Source organism: Streptomyces sp. NPDC022552, assembly GCF_055561875.1.
In genome coordinates this window covers 208,673-226,102 of record NZ_JBVHGJ010000005.1, presented here as the reverse complement: position 1 = coordinate 226,102, position 17,430 = coordinate 208,673, and the positions used below count along the sequence as shown (strand labels likewise).

The 17,430-nt window shown below is 70.9% G+C and carries 13 protein-coding genes; 5 read left to right on the top strand and 8 right to left on the bottom strand.

Going from position 1 to position 17,430, the window contains the following annotated elements; genetic code table 11:
* Positions 1 to 105 precede the first annotated feature (105 nt).
* Positions 106 to 1,599, bottom strand: coding sequence for a metallophosphoesterase (locus ACZ3OF_RS16600; protein WP_467305191.1), 1,494 nt, complete (start codon positions 1,597 to 1,599; stop codon positions 106 to 108).
* A 285-nt stretch (positions 1,600 to 1,884) separates the two neighbouring features.
* Positions 1,885 to 2,991 carry a LacI family DNA-binding transcriptional regulator gene (locus tag ACZ3OF_RS16595; RefSeq protein ID WP_351658196.1) on the bottom strand — a complete coding sequence of 369 codons (1,107 nt, stop codon included), beginning with the start codon at positions 2,989 to 2,991 and terminating at the stop codon, positions 1,885 to 1,887.
* 378 nt (positions 2,992 to 3,369) lie between these two features.
* Here ACZ3OF_RS16595 and hisC point away from each other — a divergent pair, with 378 nt between their 5' ends.
* Positions 3,370 to 4,485, top strand: coding sequence for a histidinol-phosphate transaminase (hisC, locus tag ACZ3OF_RS16590; protein ID WP_361670702.1), 1,116 nt, complete (start codon positions 3,370 to 3,372; stop codon positions 4,483 to 4,485).
* Between the two features lie 107 nt (positions 4,486 to 4,592).
* Here hisC and ACZ3OF_RS16585 read toward each other — a convergent pair whose 3' ends face one another.
* The gene (locus ACZ3OF_RS16585) at positions 4,593 to 4,973 is read right to left on the bottom strand and encodes a cyclophilin-like fold protein (protein ID WP_467305187.1); all 381 of its coding nucleotides are present in this window, start codon (positions 4,971 to 4,973) and stop codon (positions 4,593 to 4,595) included.
* Between the two features lie 204 nt (positions 4,974 to 5,177).
* Here ACZ3OF_RS16585 and ACZ3OF_RS16580 point away from each other — a divergent pair, with 204 nt between their 5' ends.
* The 4 genes from ACZ3OF_RS16580 to ACZ3OF_RS16565 are packed head-to-tail and all read left to right on the top strand — an operon-like array spanning position 5,178 to position 13,072.
* Positions 5,178 to 6,686, top strand: a complete 1,509-nt coding sequence (locus ACZ3OF_RS16580; protein ID WP_467305185.1) for a cytochrome ubiquinol oxidase subunit I — start codon at positions 5,178 to 5,180, stop codon at positions 6,684 to 6,686.
* Positions 6,687 to 6,704: 18 nt separating this feature from the next.
* On the top strand, positions 6,705 to 7,709 hold the full coding sequence (cydB, locus tag ACZ3OF_RS16575; RefSeq protein WP_467305183.1) for a cytochrome d ubiquinol oxidase subunit II: 1,005 nt from the start codon (positions 6,705 to 6,707) through the stop codon (positions 7,707 to 7,709).
* A gap of 15 nt (positions 7,710 to 7,724) precedes the next feature.
* On the top strand, positions 7,725 to 11,339 hold the full coding sequence (gene cydD / locus ACZ3OF_RS16570) for a thiol reductant ABC exporter subunit CydD (RefSeq protein WP_467305181.1): 3,615 nt from the start codon (positions 7,725 to 7,727) through the stop codon (positions 11,337 to 11,339).
* A 20-nt stretch (positions 11,340 to 11,359) separates the two neighbouring features.
* Complete coding sequence (locus ACZ3OF_RS16565) at positions 11,360 to 13,072, top strand: sensor histidine kinase (protein ID WP_361670258.1); 1,713 nt, start codon at positions 11,360 to 11,362, stop codon at positions 13,070 to 13,072.
* Positions 13,073 to 13,273: 201 nt separating this feature from the next.
* Here the strand turns inward: ACZ3OF_RS16565 and ACZ3OF_RS16560 are convergent, their stop codons facing one another.
* From ACZ3OF_RS16560 to ACZ3OF_RS16540, 5 genes are all read right to left on the bottom strand, one after another.
* Entirely contained in the window at positions 13,274 to 14,131 is an 858-nt protein-coding gene (locus tag ACZ3OF_RS16560; protein WP_361670261.1) for a Cof-type HAD-IIB family hydrolase, read from the bottom strand.
* A gap of 148 nt (positions 14,132 to 14,279) precedes the next feature.
* Positions 14,280 to 15,182, bottom strand: coding sequence for an LLM class flavin-dependent oxidoreductase (locus ACZ3OF_RS16555; RefSeq protein WP_467305178.1), 903 nt, complete (start codon positions 15,180 to 15,182; stop codon positions 14,280 to 14,282).
* 59 nt (positions 15,183 to 15,241) lie between these two features.
* A complete protein-coding gene (locus ACZ3OF_RS16550; RefSeq protein WP_361670267.1) occupies positions 15,242 to 15,694 on the bottom strand; it encodes an SRPBCC family protein in 453 nt (150 codons plus the stop codon).
* A gap of 39 nt (positions 15,695 to 15,733) precedes the next feature.
* On the bottom strand, positions 15,734 to 16,276 hold the full coding sequence (locus ACZ3OF_RS16545) for an RNA 2'-phosphotransferase (RefSeq protein WP_361670704.1): 543 nt from the start codon (positions 16,274 to 16,276) through the stop codon (positions 15,734 to 15,736).
* 135 nt (positions 16,277 to 16,411) lie between these two features.
* On the bottom strand, positions 16,412 to 17,383 hold the full coding sequence (locus ACZ3OF_RS16540; protein WP_361670270.1) for a MerR family transcriptional regulator: 972 nt from the start codon (positions 17,381 to 17,383) through the stop codon (positions 16,412 to 16,414).
* Positions 17,384 to 17,430 lie beyond the last annotated feature (47 nt).

Sequence of the window (17,430 nt, the reverse complement as noted above, 5' to 3'; positions counted from 1 at the left end):
AACGGAGGAGAGCCTGCTACGGATGATCCGATGGTATTGCGGTTATGGCACAGGGTGACAGGGGGTTTCCCGAAATCGCCTTCCCCGGATGCGCAGGGTTATGCCTCAGCCATGCAGGGGGAGTTGGACGACCAGCAGCTTTCCGGCCATGGTCACTCCGCCGTCCATGGCGATCGCCAGACCGTCCGCGTACACATGCGGACCGTCGACGATCGGGCCCGAGCCGCCCTCGCCGTCCTCGGTGCCGACCTGGCCCAGGAGGTACGGGATGGGGCTGTGACCGTGCACGACACGGCCGCCGCCGTACGTGGCGAGCAGCTCCTGGACGGCCTGGGGACCGGCGTCGTCGCGGAAGGCGAAGCGCTTGGTGAACTTGCGGAACAGGTCCCAGACCTCGTCCGCGTCGTTCCGGTTGATGATCTCGTGGACGGTCTCGTTGACGTCCTCGATGGTGCTGCCGTAGTCGAGGTACGCGGTGGTGTCGGAGTGCATCAGCAGATGCCCGTCCTCCTCCACCACGGCGTCGAGCCGGGACATCCACTGGAGGTGGACGTCCTGGAGGCGGTCCATGTCGTGCTTCTGGCCGCCGTTGAGCAGCCAGGCCGCCTGGAAGGTGGCGGTGCCGGCGCCGGAGTTGACGGGGGTGTCCCCGAAGCGCTTGGCGCCGATGAGCAGCAGTTCGTGGTTGCCCATCAGGGCCTTGCAGTAGCCGCCGGCGGCCGCGGCCTCCGCGGACAGGCGCATGACGAGGTCGATGACCCCGATGCCGTCGGGGCCGCGGTCGGTGAAGTCGCCGAGGAACCACAGGCGGGCGTTGCCCGCGGCCCAGGCGCCGTTCTCGTCGATGAGCCCCTGCTCGCGCAGGGCCTCGACGAGCTCGTCGAGATAGCCGTGGACGTCGCCGACCACGAAGAGGGGGCCGGGGCCTTCGCCTGCCGGGGCGGGCGCCGGGGCCGGGTCCACGTGGACCTGGACGGTGTCCCCCCGGTTGATCACCGGGAGGTCGCGCTCGGTGGGGGTGTAGCCCTCGGGGAACTCGTCGTCCGGGAAGGCGTTCCCGGGGTGGCCGGGTGCCGCGGCGGCGGGGGTGACGGTGGTCAGGGCGGAGAGCGCGGAGAGGGCGGAGGAGGGCCGGCCGAGGAGGAGCGTGGGGTCGGTGACGGTGACGCGGGCGGGGTGCGCCGGCTCGAACGGCGCGACGGGCTCGTGCGCCTCGACGAACTCGACGAACTCGACGGGCTCGTGCGCCTCGGCGGGCTCGGCAGGTTCGACGAATTCGACAGGCTTCACGAACTCGACCCGTTCGAAGGAGGACCCGTGCGCGGCGGGCTGGCCGGACGTGCCGGGTTCGAAGGCAGCGCCGGGGGCACCGGCTTCGCGGGCCAGCACGCCGGCGGCGCCGGATTCGGCCGACGGTACGCCCGGTTCGCCGGGTGTGCCCGGGCCGACCGGCGCCCCGGGCTCGTACGGCACGACGGGGTGCCCGGCCGGGGGCTCCGGGGCCTGGCCCTGCACGGGCACCCGGGCGTACGGCGGTACGCGGAAATCACGCAGTGTCGCCGTGCGCACCACGGGTTCCTGCCCGGCCCCCTGAGTCATCGACCCCTCCACCACCGTCGCGATGCCCTGCACATCGCGGACCGGCCTGGTCGGGGTGGTCCGCGGTGTCGTGCGCCCATCATAGGAATGAGGGTCCGCCTGTGTGACGCACCAGGGGTGGTGAATCCGGGTCCACTCCGGGTTCACCGGTTGTTTCGCCCGAATTGAGAAGGTCCAGTCCAGGGTCGGGGCAGGGCCGGGGCCTGGTTTGTGTCCGGCTCCGGGTCCGTACCCGACCCCACCCGACCCGACGTGGGCCGGGTTTCGGCGCGTACGCGTGCTTCGTCAGTCCTTCGAGGGTGACCGGGGCGGACTGACCGTCGTGCGCGGCGAACGCCTCTGGGACGACGTCCGCACGATGAGTTCGGTCGGTATCACCTGCTCGACCGGTCCGTCGGTGTCGATCCCCTCGATGGCGTCGATGAGGAGCTGGACGACGGCCGTGCCGATCCGGCGCGGTTTGAGCGAGAGGGTCGTGATGGGCGGTTCGGTGTTGGCGTAGACGGTCGACTCGCTGCAGCAGACCAGCAGCAGATCGTCCGGTACGCGCAGTCCGTAGCGGCGGGCCGCCGCCAGCAGATCGGTTCCGTTGGGGTCGAAGAGTCCGTAGACGGCGTCGGGACGGTCGGGGCGGGCGAGCAGCCGGTCGGCCGCGACGGCGCCCGCGCACGGATCGTGCGCCGGATAGGCCTCGTAGACGGGGTCCTGTCCGACCCGCTCGCACCAGTTGAGGTACGCGGTGGTGGACAGGCGGGTGTACGTGTCGGTGGTGGTTCCGGTGAGAAGGCCGATCCGGCGGGCGCCGGCGGCGGCGAGGTGGTCGAGGAGGTCGAGTACGGCGGCTTCGTGGTCGTTGTCGACCCAGGCGGTCACCGGGAGCGTGCCGGCGGGGCGTCCGTCGGAGACGACGGGCAGGCCCTGGCGGACGAGCTCGGTGACGACCGGATCGTGGTCGGAGGGGTCGATGACGACGGTGCCGTCGAGGGCGACGTTCGACCAGACGTCATGGCGGGAGGTGGCGGGCAGGATGACCAGGGCATAGCCACGGGCGAGCGCGGCCGATGTGGCGGCTCTGGCCATCTCCGCGAAGTACGCGAATTCGGTGAAGGTGAAAGGTTCATCCCCGTAGGTCGTCACGGTCAGGCCGATGAGGCCCGACTTGCCGGTACGGAGCGTGCGGGCCGCCGCGGATGGGCGATAGCCCAGCCGGTCTGCGACCTCGCGGACGTGGCGGCGGGTGGCGTCCGGGAGCCGGCCCTTGCCGTTGAGCGCGTCGGAGACAGTCGTGATGGAGACCCCGGCGGCGGCGGCCACATCCCGGATGCCCGCTCGCCCCTGCCGGCTTCCCCGGGTCTGTGCCCGGCTCACCTGGTGCTTCCCTGCTGCTGTCATGGCGAGCCGATAGTAGGGCGAGGCCGGGTGGTTGGGACGCTCGCATATGCACCCGTTGACAGGCACGTTTCTGCATGATCAAAAATCGCCAATTACCTTAGAAACCAAGTGAGTTAAGGCCTCCCAGGTGTGATCTGCGGTTGTCGACCCGCATGGGCCTGCCAAGAAGGTCATGTCTCGAAGAGGTCTCAACTCACCTCTACGGGCGACGCGCGCCACGGCGCCCGCCACCGGCGCGCGCCACCCGAGCCCGCGCTCCCCCGCTCGTCCACAGGTTCCCCACTCCGTTGTCCACAGCCCATTCGCAGCGGAGGCGAATCCTCATAAGGTGAGGAGTATTGGTGGTACGGACGGTCGAGGAGGACCACAGTGAGCGCAGTGAGCGAGACCGGCGGAACCGGTGCGGCCGGCGGGACCGGTGCGGCCGGCCCGAGGCTGCGGGCCGTGCTGGACGGCATCCCCACCTACAAGCCGGGCAAGCCGGCCGCCGCGGGCGGTGCGGTCGCCTTCAAGCTGTCCTCCAACGAGAACCCGTATCCGCCGCTGCCGGGTGTGATGGAGAGCGCGCTGTCCGCGGCCGCGGCCTTCAATCGGTACCCCGACATGGCCTGCACGGGCCTGATGAACGAGCTCGCCGACCGCTTCGGGGTCCCGGTCTCGCACCTGGCCACGGGCACGGGGTCGGTCGGCGTGGCCCAGTCGCTGCTCCAGGCGACCTCGGGCCCGGGCGACGAGGTGATCTACGCCTGGCGGTCCTTCGAGGCGTATCCGATCATCACGCAGATCAGCGGCGCCACCTCCGTGCAGGTGCCGCTGACCGACGGCGAGGTGCACGACCTCGACGCGATGGCCGAGGCGATCACCGACCGGACGCGGCTGATCTTCGTCTGCAATCCGAACAACCCCACGGGCACGGCGGTGCGCCGCGCCGAGCTGGAGCGATTCCTGGACCGGGTGCCCTCCGACGTCCTGGTGGTGATCGACGAGGCGTACCGCGAGTTCGTCCGTGACACCGACATCCCGGACGGCATCGAGCTGTACCGCGACCGGCCGAACGTCGCCGTGCTGCGGACGTTCTCCAAGGCGTACGGTCTGGCCGGACTGCGGGTCGGGTTCGCGATCGCCCATGAGCCGGTGGCGGCGGCGCTGCGCAAGACGGCGGTGCCGTTCGGTGTGAGCCAGCTGGCGCAGGACGCGGCGGTGGCCTCGCTGCGGGCTGAGGACGAACTGCTCGGGCGGGTCGGCTCGTTGGTGGGCGAGCGCGAGCGGGTCCATGCGGGGCTCGTGGCCCAGGGCTGGACCGTGCCGGACACTCAGGCGAACTTCGTCTGGCTGCGGCTCGGTGAGCGGACGCTGGACTTCGCGGCGGAGTGCGAGCGGCATGGCGTGGTGGTGCGGCCGTTCGCGGGCGAGGGCGTGCGCGTCACGATCGGTGAGTGCGAGGCCAACGACCTGTTCCTGAAGACGGCGGAGGGCTTCCGTAACGGAGCCTGATCACACGAGGCCGGTCGACGGAGCTTGATCAACGGAGCCTGGTCGACCGAGCCTGATCAGCGAGGTTGATCGACCGAGGCTGATCGGGATGGTGGGAGCGCGGTCGGTCAGGCCTCGACGTGCTCGACGCGGATCAGGTCACCGTCCCTGACGGTGGCCAGGACGCGCGGGTCGCCGTCCAGCGAGCCCAGCACGTTGCACGGGCTCGCGAGCCGGCATTCGGAGCCCCGGGATATCGGGGTGGGGCCGTAGGGGAGTGCGAGGGCGTCGCCCTCGGTCCAGAAGGCGACCGTGCCCGGCTCCACCACCTGCCGCGCGTCGGCCTCGACGGCGGTGGAGACCGGTGTGTCGAAGTAGACCTCCTCGCCCCAGGTCCGGGCGGTGGAGGAGATCGGGAGAGCCCCCACGAGCGCCTTGCTCGTGGGGGTTTCGTCGAGGGTCGCCGTGGTGTGTCCGGCGGGCCAGGAGATACGGATCTGAAGGGTCATAGCCAGGATTCAACAATATGTTGAAGGTCCTGGGAAGGGGTGACCTTCGGTGGGGGGACCCCCGGTCTTACATACGGATTTCGTATGAGCCATAATGCTTGTGAATGTGAACGCGTTCACAAGCGTGTCCCGTTCCTCCCTGGAATGGCGGGATTAAAGGGGCAAACTGCCGATGTGCTCACGGCAAGGTAAGGAGAAGACGACGTGGACCTAGCTCTGGCGCCAGAGACCTTGGCGCGATGGCAGTTCGGCATCACCACCGTCTACCACTTTCTCTTCGTCCCCCTGACGATCTCCCTGGCCGCCCTCACCGCCGGTCTCCAGACCGCCTGGGTGCGCACGGAGAACGAGAAGTACCTCAAGGCGACGAAGTTCTGGGGCAAGCTCTTCCTGATCAACATCGCCATGGGTGTCGTCACCGGCATCGTGCAGGAGTTCCAGTTCGGCATGAACTGGTCCGACTACTCGCGCTTCGTCGGCGACGTCTTCGGGGCGCCGCTCGCCTTCGAGGCGCTGATCGCCTTCTTCTTCGAGTCCACCTTCATCGGCCTGTGGATCTTCGGCTGGGACAAGCTGCCGAAGAAGATCCACCTGGCCTGTATGTGGATGGTGTCGATCGGCACGATCCTCTCCGCGTACTTCATCCTTGCGGCCAACTCCTGGATGCAGCACCCGGTCGGCTACCGGATCAACGAGGAGCGCGGCCGGGCCGAGCTCACCGACTTCTGGCTGGTCCTGACCCAGAACACCGCGCTCACCCAGTTCTTCCACACCATGACGGCCGCCTTCCTGGTCGGTGGTGCGTTCATGGTGGGTATCTCCGCCTTCCACCTGGCGCGCAAGAAGCACGTCCCGGTGATGCGGACCTCGCTGCGGCTCGGTCTGATCACCCTGATCATCGCCGGACTCGGCACCGCCATCAGCGGCGACCTGCTCGGCAAGGTCATGTTCAAGCAGCAGCCGATGAAGATGGCCGCCGCCGAGGCGCTCTGGGACGGCGAGGCACCCGCGCCGTTCTCGATCTTCGCGTACGGCGATGTCGACAAGGGTCACAACAAGGTGGCCATAGAGATCCCGGGCCTGCTGTCGTTCCTGGCCAACGACGACTTCAGCTCGTACGTCCCGGGCATCAACGACATCAACAAGGCCGAGCAGGAGAAGTTCGGCCCGGGCGACTACCGGCCCAACATCCCCGTCGCCTACTGGGGCTTCCGCTGGATGATCGGTTTCGGCATGGCCTCGCTCGCCATCGGGATGCTCGGCCTCTGGCTCACCCGTAAGAAGTTCCTGCTGTCGCCGGGGCTGCGGACCGGTGAGGACGAGGTGCCGAATCTGGTCCTGTTCAGGCGGAAGGCGCTCAGCCCCCGCCTGGGCAAGTGGTACTGGATCATCGCTCTCTGGACCATGGCGTTCCCGCTGATCGCCAACTCGTGGGGCTGGATCTTCACCGAGATGGGACGCCAGCCGTGGGTCGTCTACGGCGTGCTGCGCACCATGGACGCCGTCTCCCCCGGCACCTCCCAGGGCGAGGTCCTCACCTCGATGATCGTCTTCACCCTGCTCTACGCGGTGCTCGCCGTGATCGAGGTCAAGCTGCTGGTGAAGTACGTCAAGGCCGGACCGCCCGAGCTCACCGAGTCCGACCTCAACCCGCCCACCAAGATCGGCGGGGACGACCGTGACCCCGACCGGCCCATGGCCTTCTCGTACTGAGGCTCAGGAGATCGAGGTATGGAACTCCACAACGTCTGGTTCGTACTCATCGCCGTCCTCTGGATCGGCTACTTCTTCCTCGAGGGATTCGACTTCGGGGTCGGCGTCCTGACCAAGCTGCTCGCCCGGGGCCGTACCGAGAAGCGGGTCCTGATCAACACCATCGGTCCCGTCTGGGACGGCAACGAGGTGTGGCTGCTCACGGCCGGCGGCGCGACCTTCGCGGCGTTCCCCGAGTGGTACGCGACCCTGTTCTCCGGCTTCTACCTGCCGCTGCTGATCATCCTGGTCTGTCTGATCATCCGTGGTGTCGCCTTCGAGTACCGCGCGAAGCGGCCCGAGGAGAACTGGCAGCGCAACTGGGAGGAGGCCATCTTCTGGACCTCCCTCATCCCCGCCGTGCTGTGGGGCGTGGCGTTCGGCAACATCGTGCGCGGCGTGAAGATCGACAGCGAGATGGAGTACGTCGGCACCTTCGGTGACCTGCTCAACCCGTACGCGCTCCTCGGCGGCCTGGTCACCCTTGCCCTCTTCACCTTCCACGGGACGGTGTTCGCCGCGCTCAAGACGGTGGGGGACATCCGGGCCCGCGCCCGGGCGCTCGCGCTGAAGCTGGGTCTCGTCACGGCCGTCCTCGCGCTGGGCTTCCTGCTCTGGACCCAGGCGGACAAGGGTGACGGCTGGAGTCTGGGTGCCATGCTCGTCGCCGTGGTGTCGCTGGTCGGCGCCATCGGGGCGATCAAGGTGGGGAGGGAAGGCTGGTCGTTCGCGCTGTCGGGTGTGACGATTGCCGCGGCGGTGGCGATGCTCTTCTTCACGCTCTTCCCGAACGTCATGCCGTCCTCGCTCGACCCGGCGTGGAGCCTCACCGTGACGAACGCGTCGTCGAGCCCGTACACCCTGAAGATCATGACCTGGTGTGCCGCGATCGCCGCTCCGCTGGTGATGCTCTACCAGGGCTGGACCTACTGGGTGTTCCGCAAGCGCATCGGTACCCAGCACATCGCCGACGCTGCTCACTAGTGGGGGATGTTTCACGTGAAACCGATCGATCCGCGTCTGCTCCGGTACGCCAGGGCCACCCGCTTCTTCCTCGGAGCGGTCGTGGCGCTCGGCCTGGCTGGGGCGGCGCTGGTCGTCGCCCAGGCGATGCTCATCGCCGAGGTGGTGGTGGGGGCCTTCCAGAAGGGCCTGTCGGTTTCCGACCTGACCACGCCCCTGCTGCTGCTCGCAGGAGTCGCGGCGGGGCGGGGACTGGTCTCCTGGCTGACCGAACTGGCTGCCCATCGGGCGAGCGCGGCGGTCAAGTCCGAACTGCGCGGGCGGCTGCTCGACCGGGCGGCCGCGCTCGGGCCGGGATGGCTCAGCGGCCAGAAGGCCGGCTCGCTGGCCGCTCTCGCCACCCGCGGAGTGGACGCGCTCGACGACTACTTCGCGCGCTATCTGCCACAGCTGGGGCTCGCGGTCGTGGTGCCGGTGGCGGTCCTGGCGAGGATCGTCACCGAGGACTGGGTCTCGGCGGCGGTCATCGTCGTGACCCTGCCGCTCATCCCCCTCTTCATGATCCTCATCGGCTGGTACACCCAGGCCCGGATGGACCGTCAGTGGAAGCTGCTCTCCCGGCTCTCGGGCCACTTCCTCGACGTGGTGGCCGGGCTGCCGACGCTCAAGGTGTTCGGACGTGCCAAGGCGCAGGCCGAGTCGATCCGCGCCATCACGTCGGAGTACCGGCGGGCAACGATGAAGACGCTGCGCATCGCCTTCCTCTCCTCCTTCGCATTGGAGCTGTTGTCGACGCTTTCGGTGGCGCTGGTCGCGGTCGGGATCGGTATGCGGCTGGTCCATGGCGACCTCGACCTGTACACGGGTCTGGTCATTCTGGTCCTGGCGCCCGAGGCCTATCTGCCGATCCGCCAGGTGGGCGCGCAGTACCACGCGGCCGCGGAGGGACTGGCCGCCGCTGAGGAGATCTTCGAGGTACTGGAGACCCCGGCGCCCGAGCACGGCACCGGCGCGGTGCCCGCGTCGACCCGTATCGAGCTGGCGAACGTGACCGTCCGGCACCCGGGCCGTTCCGAGCCCTCGTTGGACCGGGCCTCGCTCGTCGTGGAACCCGGTGAGACCGTCGCCCTCGTGGGGCCGAGCGGGGTCGGGAAGTCCACGCTCCTCGATGTGGTGCTGGGTTTCGCCACCCCGGAGGAGGGCGGCTCGGTCCGGGTCGGGGGCGCCGAACTCGGCACGCTCGATGTGGAGGAGTGGCGGTCGCGGATCGCCTGGGTGCCGCAGCGGCCGTATCTGTTCGCGGGCACCATCGGCGAGAACGTCCGCCTGGCCCGCCCGGACGCCTCCGACGACGCGGTACGGGAGGCCCTGCGGGACGCCGGTGCGGACGGGTTCCTCCGGTCCCTCCCGGCCGGTGTCGACACCGTGCTCGGCGAGGACGGCGCGGGTCTCTCGGCGGGCCAGCGTCAACGCCTCGCCCTGGCCCGTGCGTTCCTGGCCGACCGGCCCCTGCTGCTTCTGGACGAGCCCACGGCCGCGTTGGACGGCGAGACCGAGGCGGCTGTGGTCGACGCGGTCCGCCGCCTCGCCGCGGGCCGTACGGTCCTCCTGGTCGTCCACCGCCCGGCCCTGCTCGCGGTCGCGGACCGTGTGGTGGAGCTCGCGCCGACGAGCGCCCCCGGGGAGCGGCGGCCCGCCGCGCCCCTGGACGAGACGGCCTGGTCGTCCACCGTGCCCGCCCAGGGAGCGGCGGAGTCCGGGACGCGCGCCGAGGCCGGGGCATCGGCCGGCGTTCCGGGTTGCGCGGACACGGGAGAGGAGCGCTCCGTCTTCGGGCGGGTGCGCGCCATGGCGGGAGAGCTGCGCGGGCGGATGGGCCTGGCCCTGCTGCTCGCGAGCCTGGCGCTCGGATCCGCCGTAGGACTCATGGCGGTCTCCGGCTGGCTCATCTCCCGTGCCTCCGAACAGCCCCCGGTGCTCTACCTGATGGTCGCCGTCACCGCCACGCGGGCGTTCGGCATCGGCCGGGCCGTGTTCCGGTACGCCGAGCGGATCGTCTCCCACGACGCGGTGCTGCGGATGCTCGCCGAACTCCGGGTCGCCGTCTTCCGGCGCCTGGAGCGCATCGCCCCCGCCGGACTGCGCCGCACCCGCCGCGGCGACCTGCTCTCCCGGCTCGTCCAGGACGTCGACGCGCTCCAGGACTACTGGCTGCGCTGGCTGCTGCCCGCGGGCGCCGCCCTCGTCGTGGGAGCCGGCTCCGTCGGGTTCACCGCCTGGCTGCTGCCCGAGGCCGGGGCCGTACTCGCCCTGGGGCTCCTCGTCGCCGGTGTCGCCGTGCCGTTGCTGAGCGGGATGCTGGCCCGCCGCGCCGAGCGGCAGCTCGCGCCGGCCCGCGGCGCCCTCGCCGTCAGCGTCGTCGACCTGCTGCGCGGCTGTGCCGAACTGACGGTGGCCGGAGCGTTGAAGGACCGAACCGACCGGGCCGGAGCGGCCGACCGTACGCTCACCGCCATCGCCCGCCGGCAGGCCGCCGCCACCGCGCTCGGGGCCGGGCTCTCCGCGCTCGTCTGCGGCCTGACCGTCGCAGCCGCCGCGGTCGTCGGCGTCCAGGCCGTCCTCGACGGCCGCCTCGCCGGCGTGGCGCTCGCCGTCGTCGTCCTGACCCCGCTCGCCGCCTTCGAGGCCGTCACCGGCCTCCCCCTCGCCGTCCAGTACCGCCAGCGGGTCAAGCGCAGCGCCGAGCGGGTGTACGAGGTCCTGGACGCCCCCGTCCCCGTACACGAGCCCGAGCGGCCCGCCGCACCGCCGCAGAGCCCCTTCCCGCTGGAGGTCAGCGGTCTTTCCGCACGGCACGCGGGGCAGGAAAGGGAGGCGCTCAGCGGCTTCGCGCTCACGCTGGAGGCCGGGCGGCGCGTCGCCGTCGTCGGCACCTCCGGATCGGGCAAGACCACGCTCGCCCAGGTGCTGCTCCGCTTCCTGGACGCCGACACCGGCTCGTACCGGATCGGCGGGGTGGAGGCGGCCGAGCTGAGCGGCGACGATGTCCGGCGCCTCGTCGGGCTCTGCGCCCAGGACGCCCACATCTTCGACAGCAGCATCCGCGAGAACCTTCGCCTGGCGCGCACCGGCGCGAGCGACGACGAGCTGCGCGTGGCACTGGGCCGGGCCCGGCTCCTCGACTGGGTGGACGGTCTGCCCGACGGGCTGGACACGCTGGTCGGCGAGCACGGTTCGCGGCTCTCGGGCGGCCAGCGGCAGCGTCTCGCGCTTGCCCGGGCCCTCCTCGCCGACTTCCCCGTCCTCGTCCTGGACGAGCCGGCCGAACACCTCGATCTCGCCACGGCGGACGCCCTCACCGACGATCTGCTGCTCGCCACCGAGGGTCGCACCACGGTCCTCATCACCCACCGGTTGCACGGCCTCGACGCCGTCGACGAGGTCGTGGTCCTCGACGAGGGCCGGACGGTGCAGCGCGGGCCCTACGCGGAGCTGGCAGGGGCCGACGGCCCGCTGCGGCGGATGCTGGAGCAGGAGCGCGAGACCGATCTGCTGCTCACGCCGGGACGGGTGTCGGGGGAGGCCTCCGGGCAAGCCTTCGGCGAGACTTCGGGGGCGGCCGTGGAGCGTCCGACTTTTCTCGCCAAATAGGACTTACTAGGCTCAAGGCCATGACCGCCGCCGTGCCTGATCTCCCGGACCCCCTGGAAGCCGCCACCCAGGCCACCCGCAGCCTCCAGGGCCTGTCCACGGAGCTCACCGCGCGCGTGCCGCAGCTCCTGGAAGCCATGCGCTCGGTCGGCACCGGGCTCGAACTGCACTCCACCCTCGACCGCATCTGCGAGACGGCGGCCGAACTCGCCGGCTCCCGCTACGCGGCGATCGGCGTCGTCGACGAGGAGGGCAAGGGGCTGTCCGACTTCGTCACCTACGGCGTCGACGAGGAGGTCGCCCGCCGGATCGGGCGCCGCCCCGACGGCCACGCCGGGCTGCTCGGCGCGCTCATCCTCGACCCCCAGACGATCCGTCTCGCCGATCTGTCCACCGACCCCCGCTCCGCCGGATTCCCGCCCGGACACCCTCCGATGCGGACCTTCCTCGGGGTCCCGATCAGGGTCCAGGGCGAGATTTTCGGCAACCTCTACCTCGCCGAGAAGAAGGACGGCGGCGAGTTCAACGACTACGACGTCCACATGGTCCGGGTCCTCGCCACCGAGGCCGGTATCGCCATTGGCAACGCCCGCCTCTACGAGGCCGCCCGCCAGCGCGAACGGTGGATCGACGGATCGGTGGCCGTCACCACGGCCCTGCTCTCCGGCGGCGACGCGGACGACGCCCTCACGGTGGTCGCCGAGCAGGCCCGCAGGCTGGCCGACGCGGCCGCCGGGATCGTGCTGCTGCCCGCCGCTGACGGGGGTCTGGAGATCGTCGCCGTCTCCTCCGACCGGCCGTCCAAGGCATTGGGCATGGTGCTCCCGCCCGAGAGCGCCGTGGTGGACCGACTCCTCGAAGGCGAGGCGGTGTTCGTCGACGACGCCTCCACCGACCCACGCATGGCCAGCCGCCTCGCCGCGCTGTACGGCCCCAGCATGCTGCTGCCCCTGCAGAGCGGCGGCAGGGTGCTCGGTGCGCTCGCCACGCCACGCGCGCGTGGCGGCAGGCCGTTCACCGAGGCCGAGCGGACGCTCGCCACCCAGTTCGCCTCCCAGGCGGCGCTCGCGCTGATGATGGCGGAGGCCCAGCGCGACCGGGAGCGGCTCGCCGTCTACGAGGACCGTGACCGGATCGCCCGTGACCTGCACGACCTGGTCATCCAACGGCTCTTCGCCACCGGCATGATGCTGGAGAGCGCCCAGCGGAGGTCGGTCGTGCCCGCCGTGCGCGACGGTGTGGGCAAGGCCGTCGACGAACTCGACGTGACCATCCAGGAGATCCGTACCGCGATCTTCGCCCTCCAGCAGGGTCCCGCCGAGGCCCCTTCCGGGCTGCGCACCCGCGTGCTGCGGGAGATCAACATGGCCGCCGTCCCGCTCGGCTTCAAGCCCGCGCACCGCTTCCTCGGGGCGATCGACTCGACGGTCGGCGAACTCACCGGCAAGAACCTCATCGCCGCGTTGCGCGAGGCGCTGTCCAACGCCTTCCGGCACGCGCGGGCCACCCGGATCGACGTCGTCGTCGACGCGGGCGTCGAGCTCCCCGACGGCACCGCCGGGGTACGGCTCTCCGTCGCGGACGACGGCGTCGGCATCCCGGAGGGCGGGCGGCGCAGCGGACTGCGCAACCTGACGCGGCGGGCGGAGTCGCTGGGCGGGTCGAGCTGGTGCGGCCCGGGAATCGGCGAGGACGGCGGCGGTACGACGGTGGTGTGGCAGGCCCCGCTGTAGGACCGCCGGCGGGGCGGGGGTGCCGGAGCCGTACCGGCACCGCAGTCGTACCGGCGACGGAGCCGTACCTGTACCGGCCGGCCCCGGAGCCGGCCGGCCGTCGAGCCGGGCCCGCCGAGCCGGGCCCGCCATCGAGCCGGGCCCGGAGTCGAGCCGTACCCGGAGTCGAGCCGTACCCGGTGTCGAGCCGGGCCCGGGGTGTCAGTCGTCGAGCGTGCCCGCGAGGATGCGCTCGATCACGACGGCCACGCCGTCCTCGTTGTTGGCGACGGTACGGCCGGAGGCGGCGGCGATCACGTCCGGGTGGGCGTTGCCCATGGCGTACGAACGGCCCGCCCAGCTGAGCATCTCGATGTCGTTCGGCATGTCCCCGAAGGCCACGACCTCCTCGGCGGAGATCCCGCGCTCGGCGCAGCACAGCGCCAGGGTGGACGCCTTGGAGACGCCGAGGCCGCTGATCTCGAGCAGCGCCGTCGGGCTGGACCGGGTGATGGAGGACAGAGCGCCGGCGGACGCGCGGGCCGTGGCGAGGAAGTCGTCGGGGTCGAGGTCCGGGTGCTGGGCGAGGAGCTTGAGGACCGGGGCGGCGGCGCCCGGCTCCTCCTCGAACAGCAGCTTCTCGGCGGAGGCGACGGTGGCACCCGGGTCGAGGAAGAACGGCGGGTACTTCGGCTCGTAGTGGATGCCGGTGGTGAACTCGACCGCGAAGGAGGTGCCGGGGGCGGCGGCGCGCAGCGTCGACACCACGTCGAGCGCGACGTCCCGCGCCAGCGGACGCACCTCCAGGAACGTTCCTCCCGAGTGGAGATCGACGACGGCCGCGCCGTTGGCGCAGATCGCGAGGCCGTGGCCGTGGACGTGGTCGCTGACGACGTCCATCCAGCGGGCCGGGCGGCCGGTGACGAAGAAGACCTCGATGCCGGCCCGCTCGGCGGCGGCGAGCGCGGCGATCGTGCGCTCCGACACGGACTTGTCGTCGCGCAGCAGTGTGCCGTCGAGGTCGGTGGCGATCAGTCGGGTGGCCGGGGCGGCGCGGCGCGCGGAGTGGGGTGAGGTCACCGGTCCATTCTTTCGCACTTGGTGCACGGGCGTGCGAGGGGGCGCACATCTGAGAGGGGCATTTCCTGCCCCGACGCGCGCCCCCCGGCGCAGGTTCCACGCCCTCTGGCCCCGCGCCACGCCCCCTCGGTGTCAGGCGCGCCGGGCGTCAGACGAGCTGGCCGGCCGCCTCGGTGGCGATCTGCTCGAAGACGCGCTGGTCGGCGGCGAAGTCCGAGTCGGGGATCGGCCAGTGGATCACGATCTCGGTGAAGCCCAGCGCCTGGTGGCGGCCCGCGAAGTCGACGAACGCGTCCACGGACTCCAGCGGCCGGCCGCGGTCCGGCGTGAAGCCGGTGAGCAGGATCTTGTCCAGGTCGGCCACGTTCCGGCCGGTCTCCGCGCACGCCTTGCCGAGCTTCTCGACCTGGCCGCGGATGGCCTCGACGGACTGCTCCGGCGTGCCCTCCTCGTACAGCTTCGGGTCGCCGGTCGTCACCCAGGCCTGGCCGTACCGGGCAGCGAGCTTCAGTCCGCGCGGGCCGGTCGCGGCGACCGCGAAGGGCAGCCGCGGGCGCTGGACGCAGCCGGGGATGTTGCGGGCCTCCTCCGCCGCGTAGTGCATGCCCCGCTCGGTCACCGCGTCCTCGGTCAGCAGCCGGTCGAGCAGCGGCAGGAACTCGCCGAACCGGTCGGCCCGCTCCTTCGGTGTCCAGGCCTCCTGGCCGAGCACGGTCGCGTCGAAACCGTTGCCGCCGGCGCCGATGCCCAGCGTGACCCGGCCGCCGGAGATGTCGTCGAGGGAGATGAGCTCCTTGGCGAGCGTCACCGGGTGGCGGAAGTTGGGCGAGGTGACCAGGGTGCCCAGACGGAGCCGCTCGGTGGCCGTCGCGGCGGCGGTGAGGGTGGGCAGGGCGCCGAACCAGGGGCCGTCGCGGAAGGTCCGCCAGGACAGGTGGTCGTAGGTGTAGCCGGCGTGGAAGCCGAGCTCCTCGGCACGCTGCCAGCGCTCGCGGCCGCCGTCGTGCCAGCGGTGGACGGGAAGGATCACGGTGCTCAGGCGCAAGGTCATGCCCACGAGCCTACGGCGGCCGGCGGGAACCGCGCAGGGCGCGGCGGGGCCGCCCCGTGTCAGCGGACCTGACGGCTCAGCCAGGGGGTGAGGCTTTCGTCGAGGATGAGTTCCTTGTACGTCTCGTCACCGGGCAGCGGCACGATCAGGCGCCAGCCGGGCGGGAAGAAACGGCCCTTCACATAGGCCAGCCCCCCGTGGACGGAGCGTACGAAGGCGGGGACGGAGTCGCGCGGGACGTCCTCGAAGTCCACGCCGTCGACGGTGATCTTGGCGTCGTCCTCGGGGAAGAGGCGGACGGTGACCGCCGGGGAGCCGCCGAGCTCGACGAGGGCCTCGTGCGGGAGCGAGCCGTCCGGGTCGAGGACGGTGAAGACACCGGCTGCGGTCCGCCGGGAGGTCTGGTCGGCACCGATGTCGTCGGTGACGATCATCTCCAGGTTGTACTCGTGGGCGATCTCGCGGATCGCGGTGACGGCCGACTCGGTGGTGGGCAGATGCGGGTGTGTCATGGGAACGATCATGCCGCAGCGGGGCCCGGTCCGGATCTCTCAGCCGGGAAAGCGGAGGAACTCCGGGGGGACGGTGTCGGCCAGCCAGACGCCGTTGGCGCTGACGTGGAAGACATGGCCGGCCCGGTGCATCGCTCCGGCGTCCACGCTGAGGACGACCGGGCGTCCGCGGCGGGCGCCGACGCGGGTCGCGGTCTCCCGGTCGGGGGAGAGATGGACGTGGTGGCGGGCCATGGGGCGCAGGCCTTCGGCTCGGATGGCGTCCAGCCGGGCGGCGACCGTACCGTGATAGAGGTACGCGGGCGGCTCCGCGGGCGGCAGGTCGAGGTCGACCTCGACGGTGTGGCCCTGGCTGGCGCGGATCCGCGTTCCCTCGATCGCGAAGCGCTTCTTGTCGTTGGAGGCGACGACGTGGTCCAGTTCGGCGCGCGTGATCGGGAAGCCGTTCGCGGCCGTCGCGCGCAGGAGGTCGTCGATCTCGGTCCAGCCGTGCGCGTCGAGGACCAGTCCGATCCGCTCGGGTTGGTGCCGCAGGTGTTTCGAGAGGTACTTCGACACCTTCACGGTGCGTCTCTCGTCCATCGGTCTGTTCATGACGCCAGGATGCCGGAGGGCGGATCCGCCGACCAATGAAATTCGCACAGGATGTTTGATCCACAGCGAACTGTAGTTATCCACAGGGGAATTGGCGATTCTGTGGACAACGAGTCTGGATTATCAGCCCATTTGGGCTACTTCGCTACTGTCAGGGTGATTTGAGGCGAGTGAGTCCAATGTGCGTGTCTGCACCTCGCGTTCGGCGGCCGCCGCGATGAACGCCGCCGCGTTCTCGGCGCCAACCAGACGCTGCACGGCCCGAATCGTGCCGGACGGGAGGACCACCGGGCGGGGCTCGTCGTCACGTACCGGCGGGGGCTCGGGCGACAGGTGGTGCTGGAGGTGCCGGGTGGCGAACAGACGCATGGCGCGCGCGAGTTCGGCGTCCACGGTCTGCTGGGCGAGCGGCCTCAGCCTCCGCACCATCGCCGCCGCCTCGACCGCGTCGGCGTCCGTCGGCGGCCGGTGCTCCAGATAGCGGGCGAAGACGTGCTCGGTCGTGAACTCCAGGAAGCGCGAGGCGATGTGCTCGACCTGGACGCGAAGTTCCCGCAGATGTCCGGAGATCGCCGAGAGCGGTACGCCCGCTTCGTACAACTCCGCTGCCACCGCCAGCTCTTGTGGGCTCGGAACGAGGAATTCGTTCTCCCGGTCCGGGATCCGCTCCAGGACGCCGAGCTCGATCGCTTCCCGGATCGCATCCTCGTCGGGCTTGCCGCCGAACGCGGCGTCCAGATCCGCACGGGAGATCCGGTCGGCCTCCTCGTCCGTCCACGGTCCGTCGACCTCGGCCACCAGACCCAGGACGCCGCCGAGACCGCGACCCGCGTCCCAGGCCTCCAACAGCTCCTTGATCGAGGCCAGGGTGTAGCCGCGGTCGAGCAGGTCCGCGATCTGCCGCAGCCGGGCCAGATGCGTGTCCCCGTACACATTGGACCGGCCCCGGCGCTCGGGCCGGGGCAGCAGGCCACGGTCCTGGTAGGCGCGGATCGTCCGGACCGTGGCACCGCTGTGGTGGGCCAGATCCTCGATCCGGTACTCCGCCGGGGAGGCCTGTGCCCCGGCCGCCCCCTGTGCTGTCTGCTCCGACAAACCCACTCCCACGCGCTCGATCCTGCTACCCGATCGCGGTCCTGCGC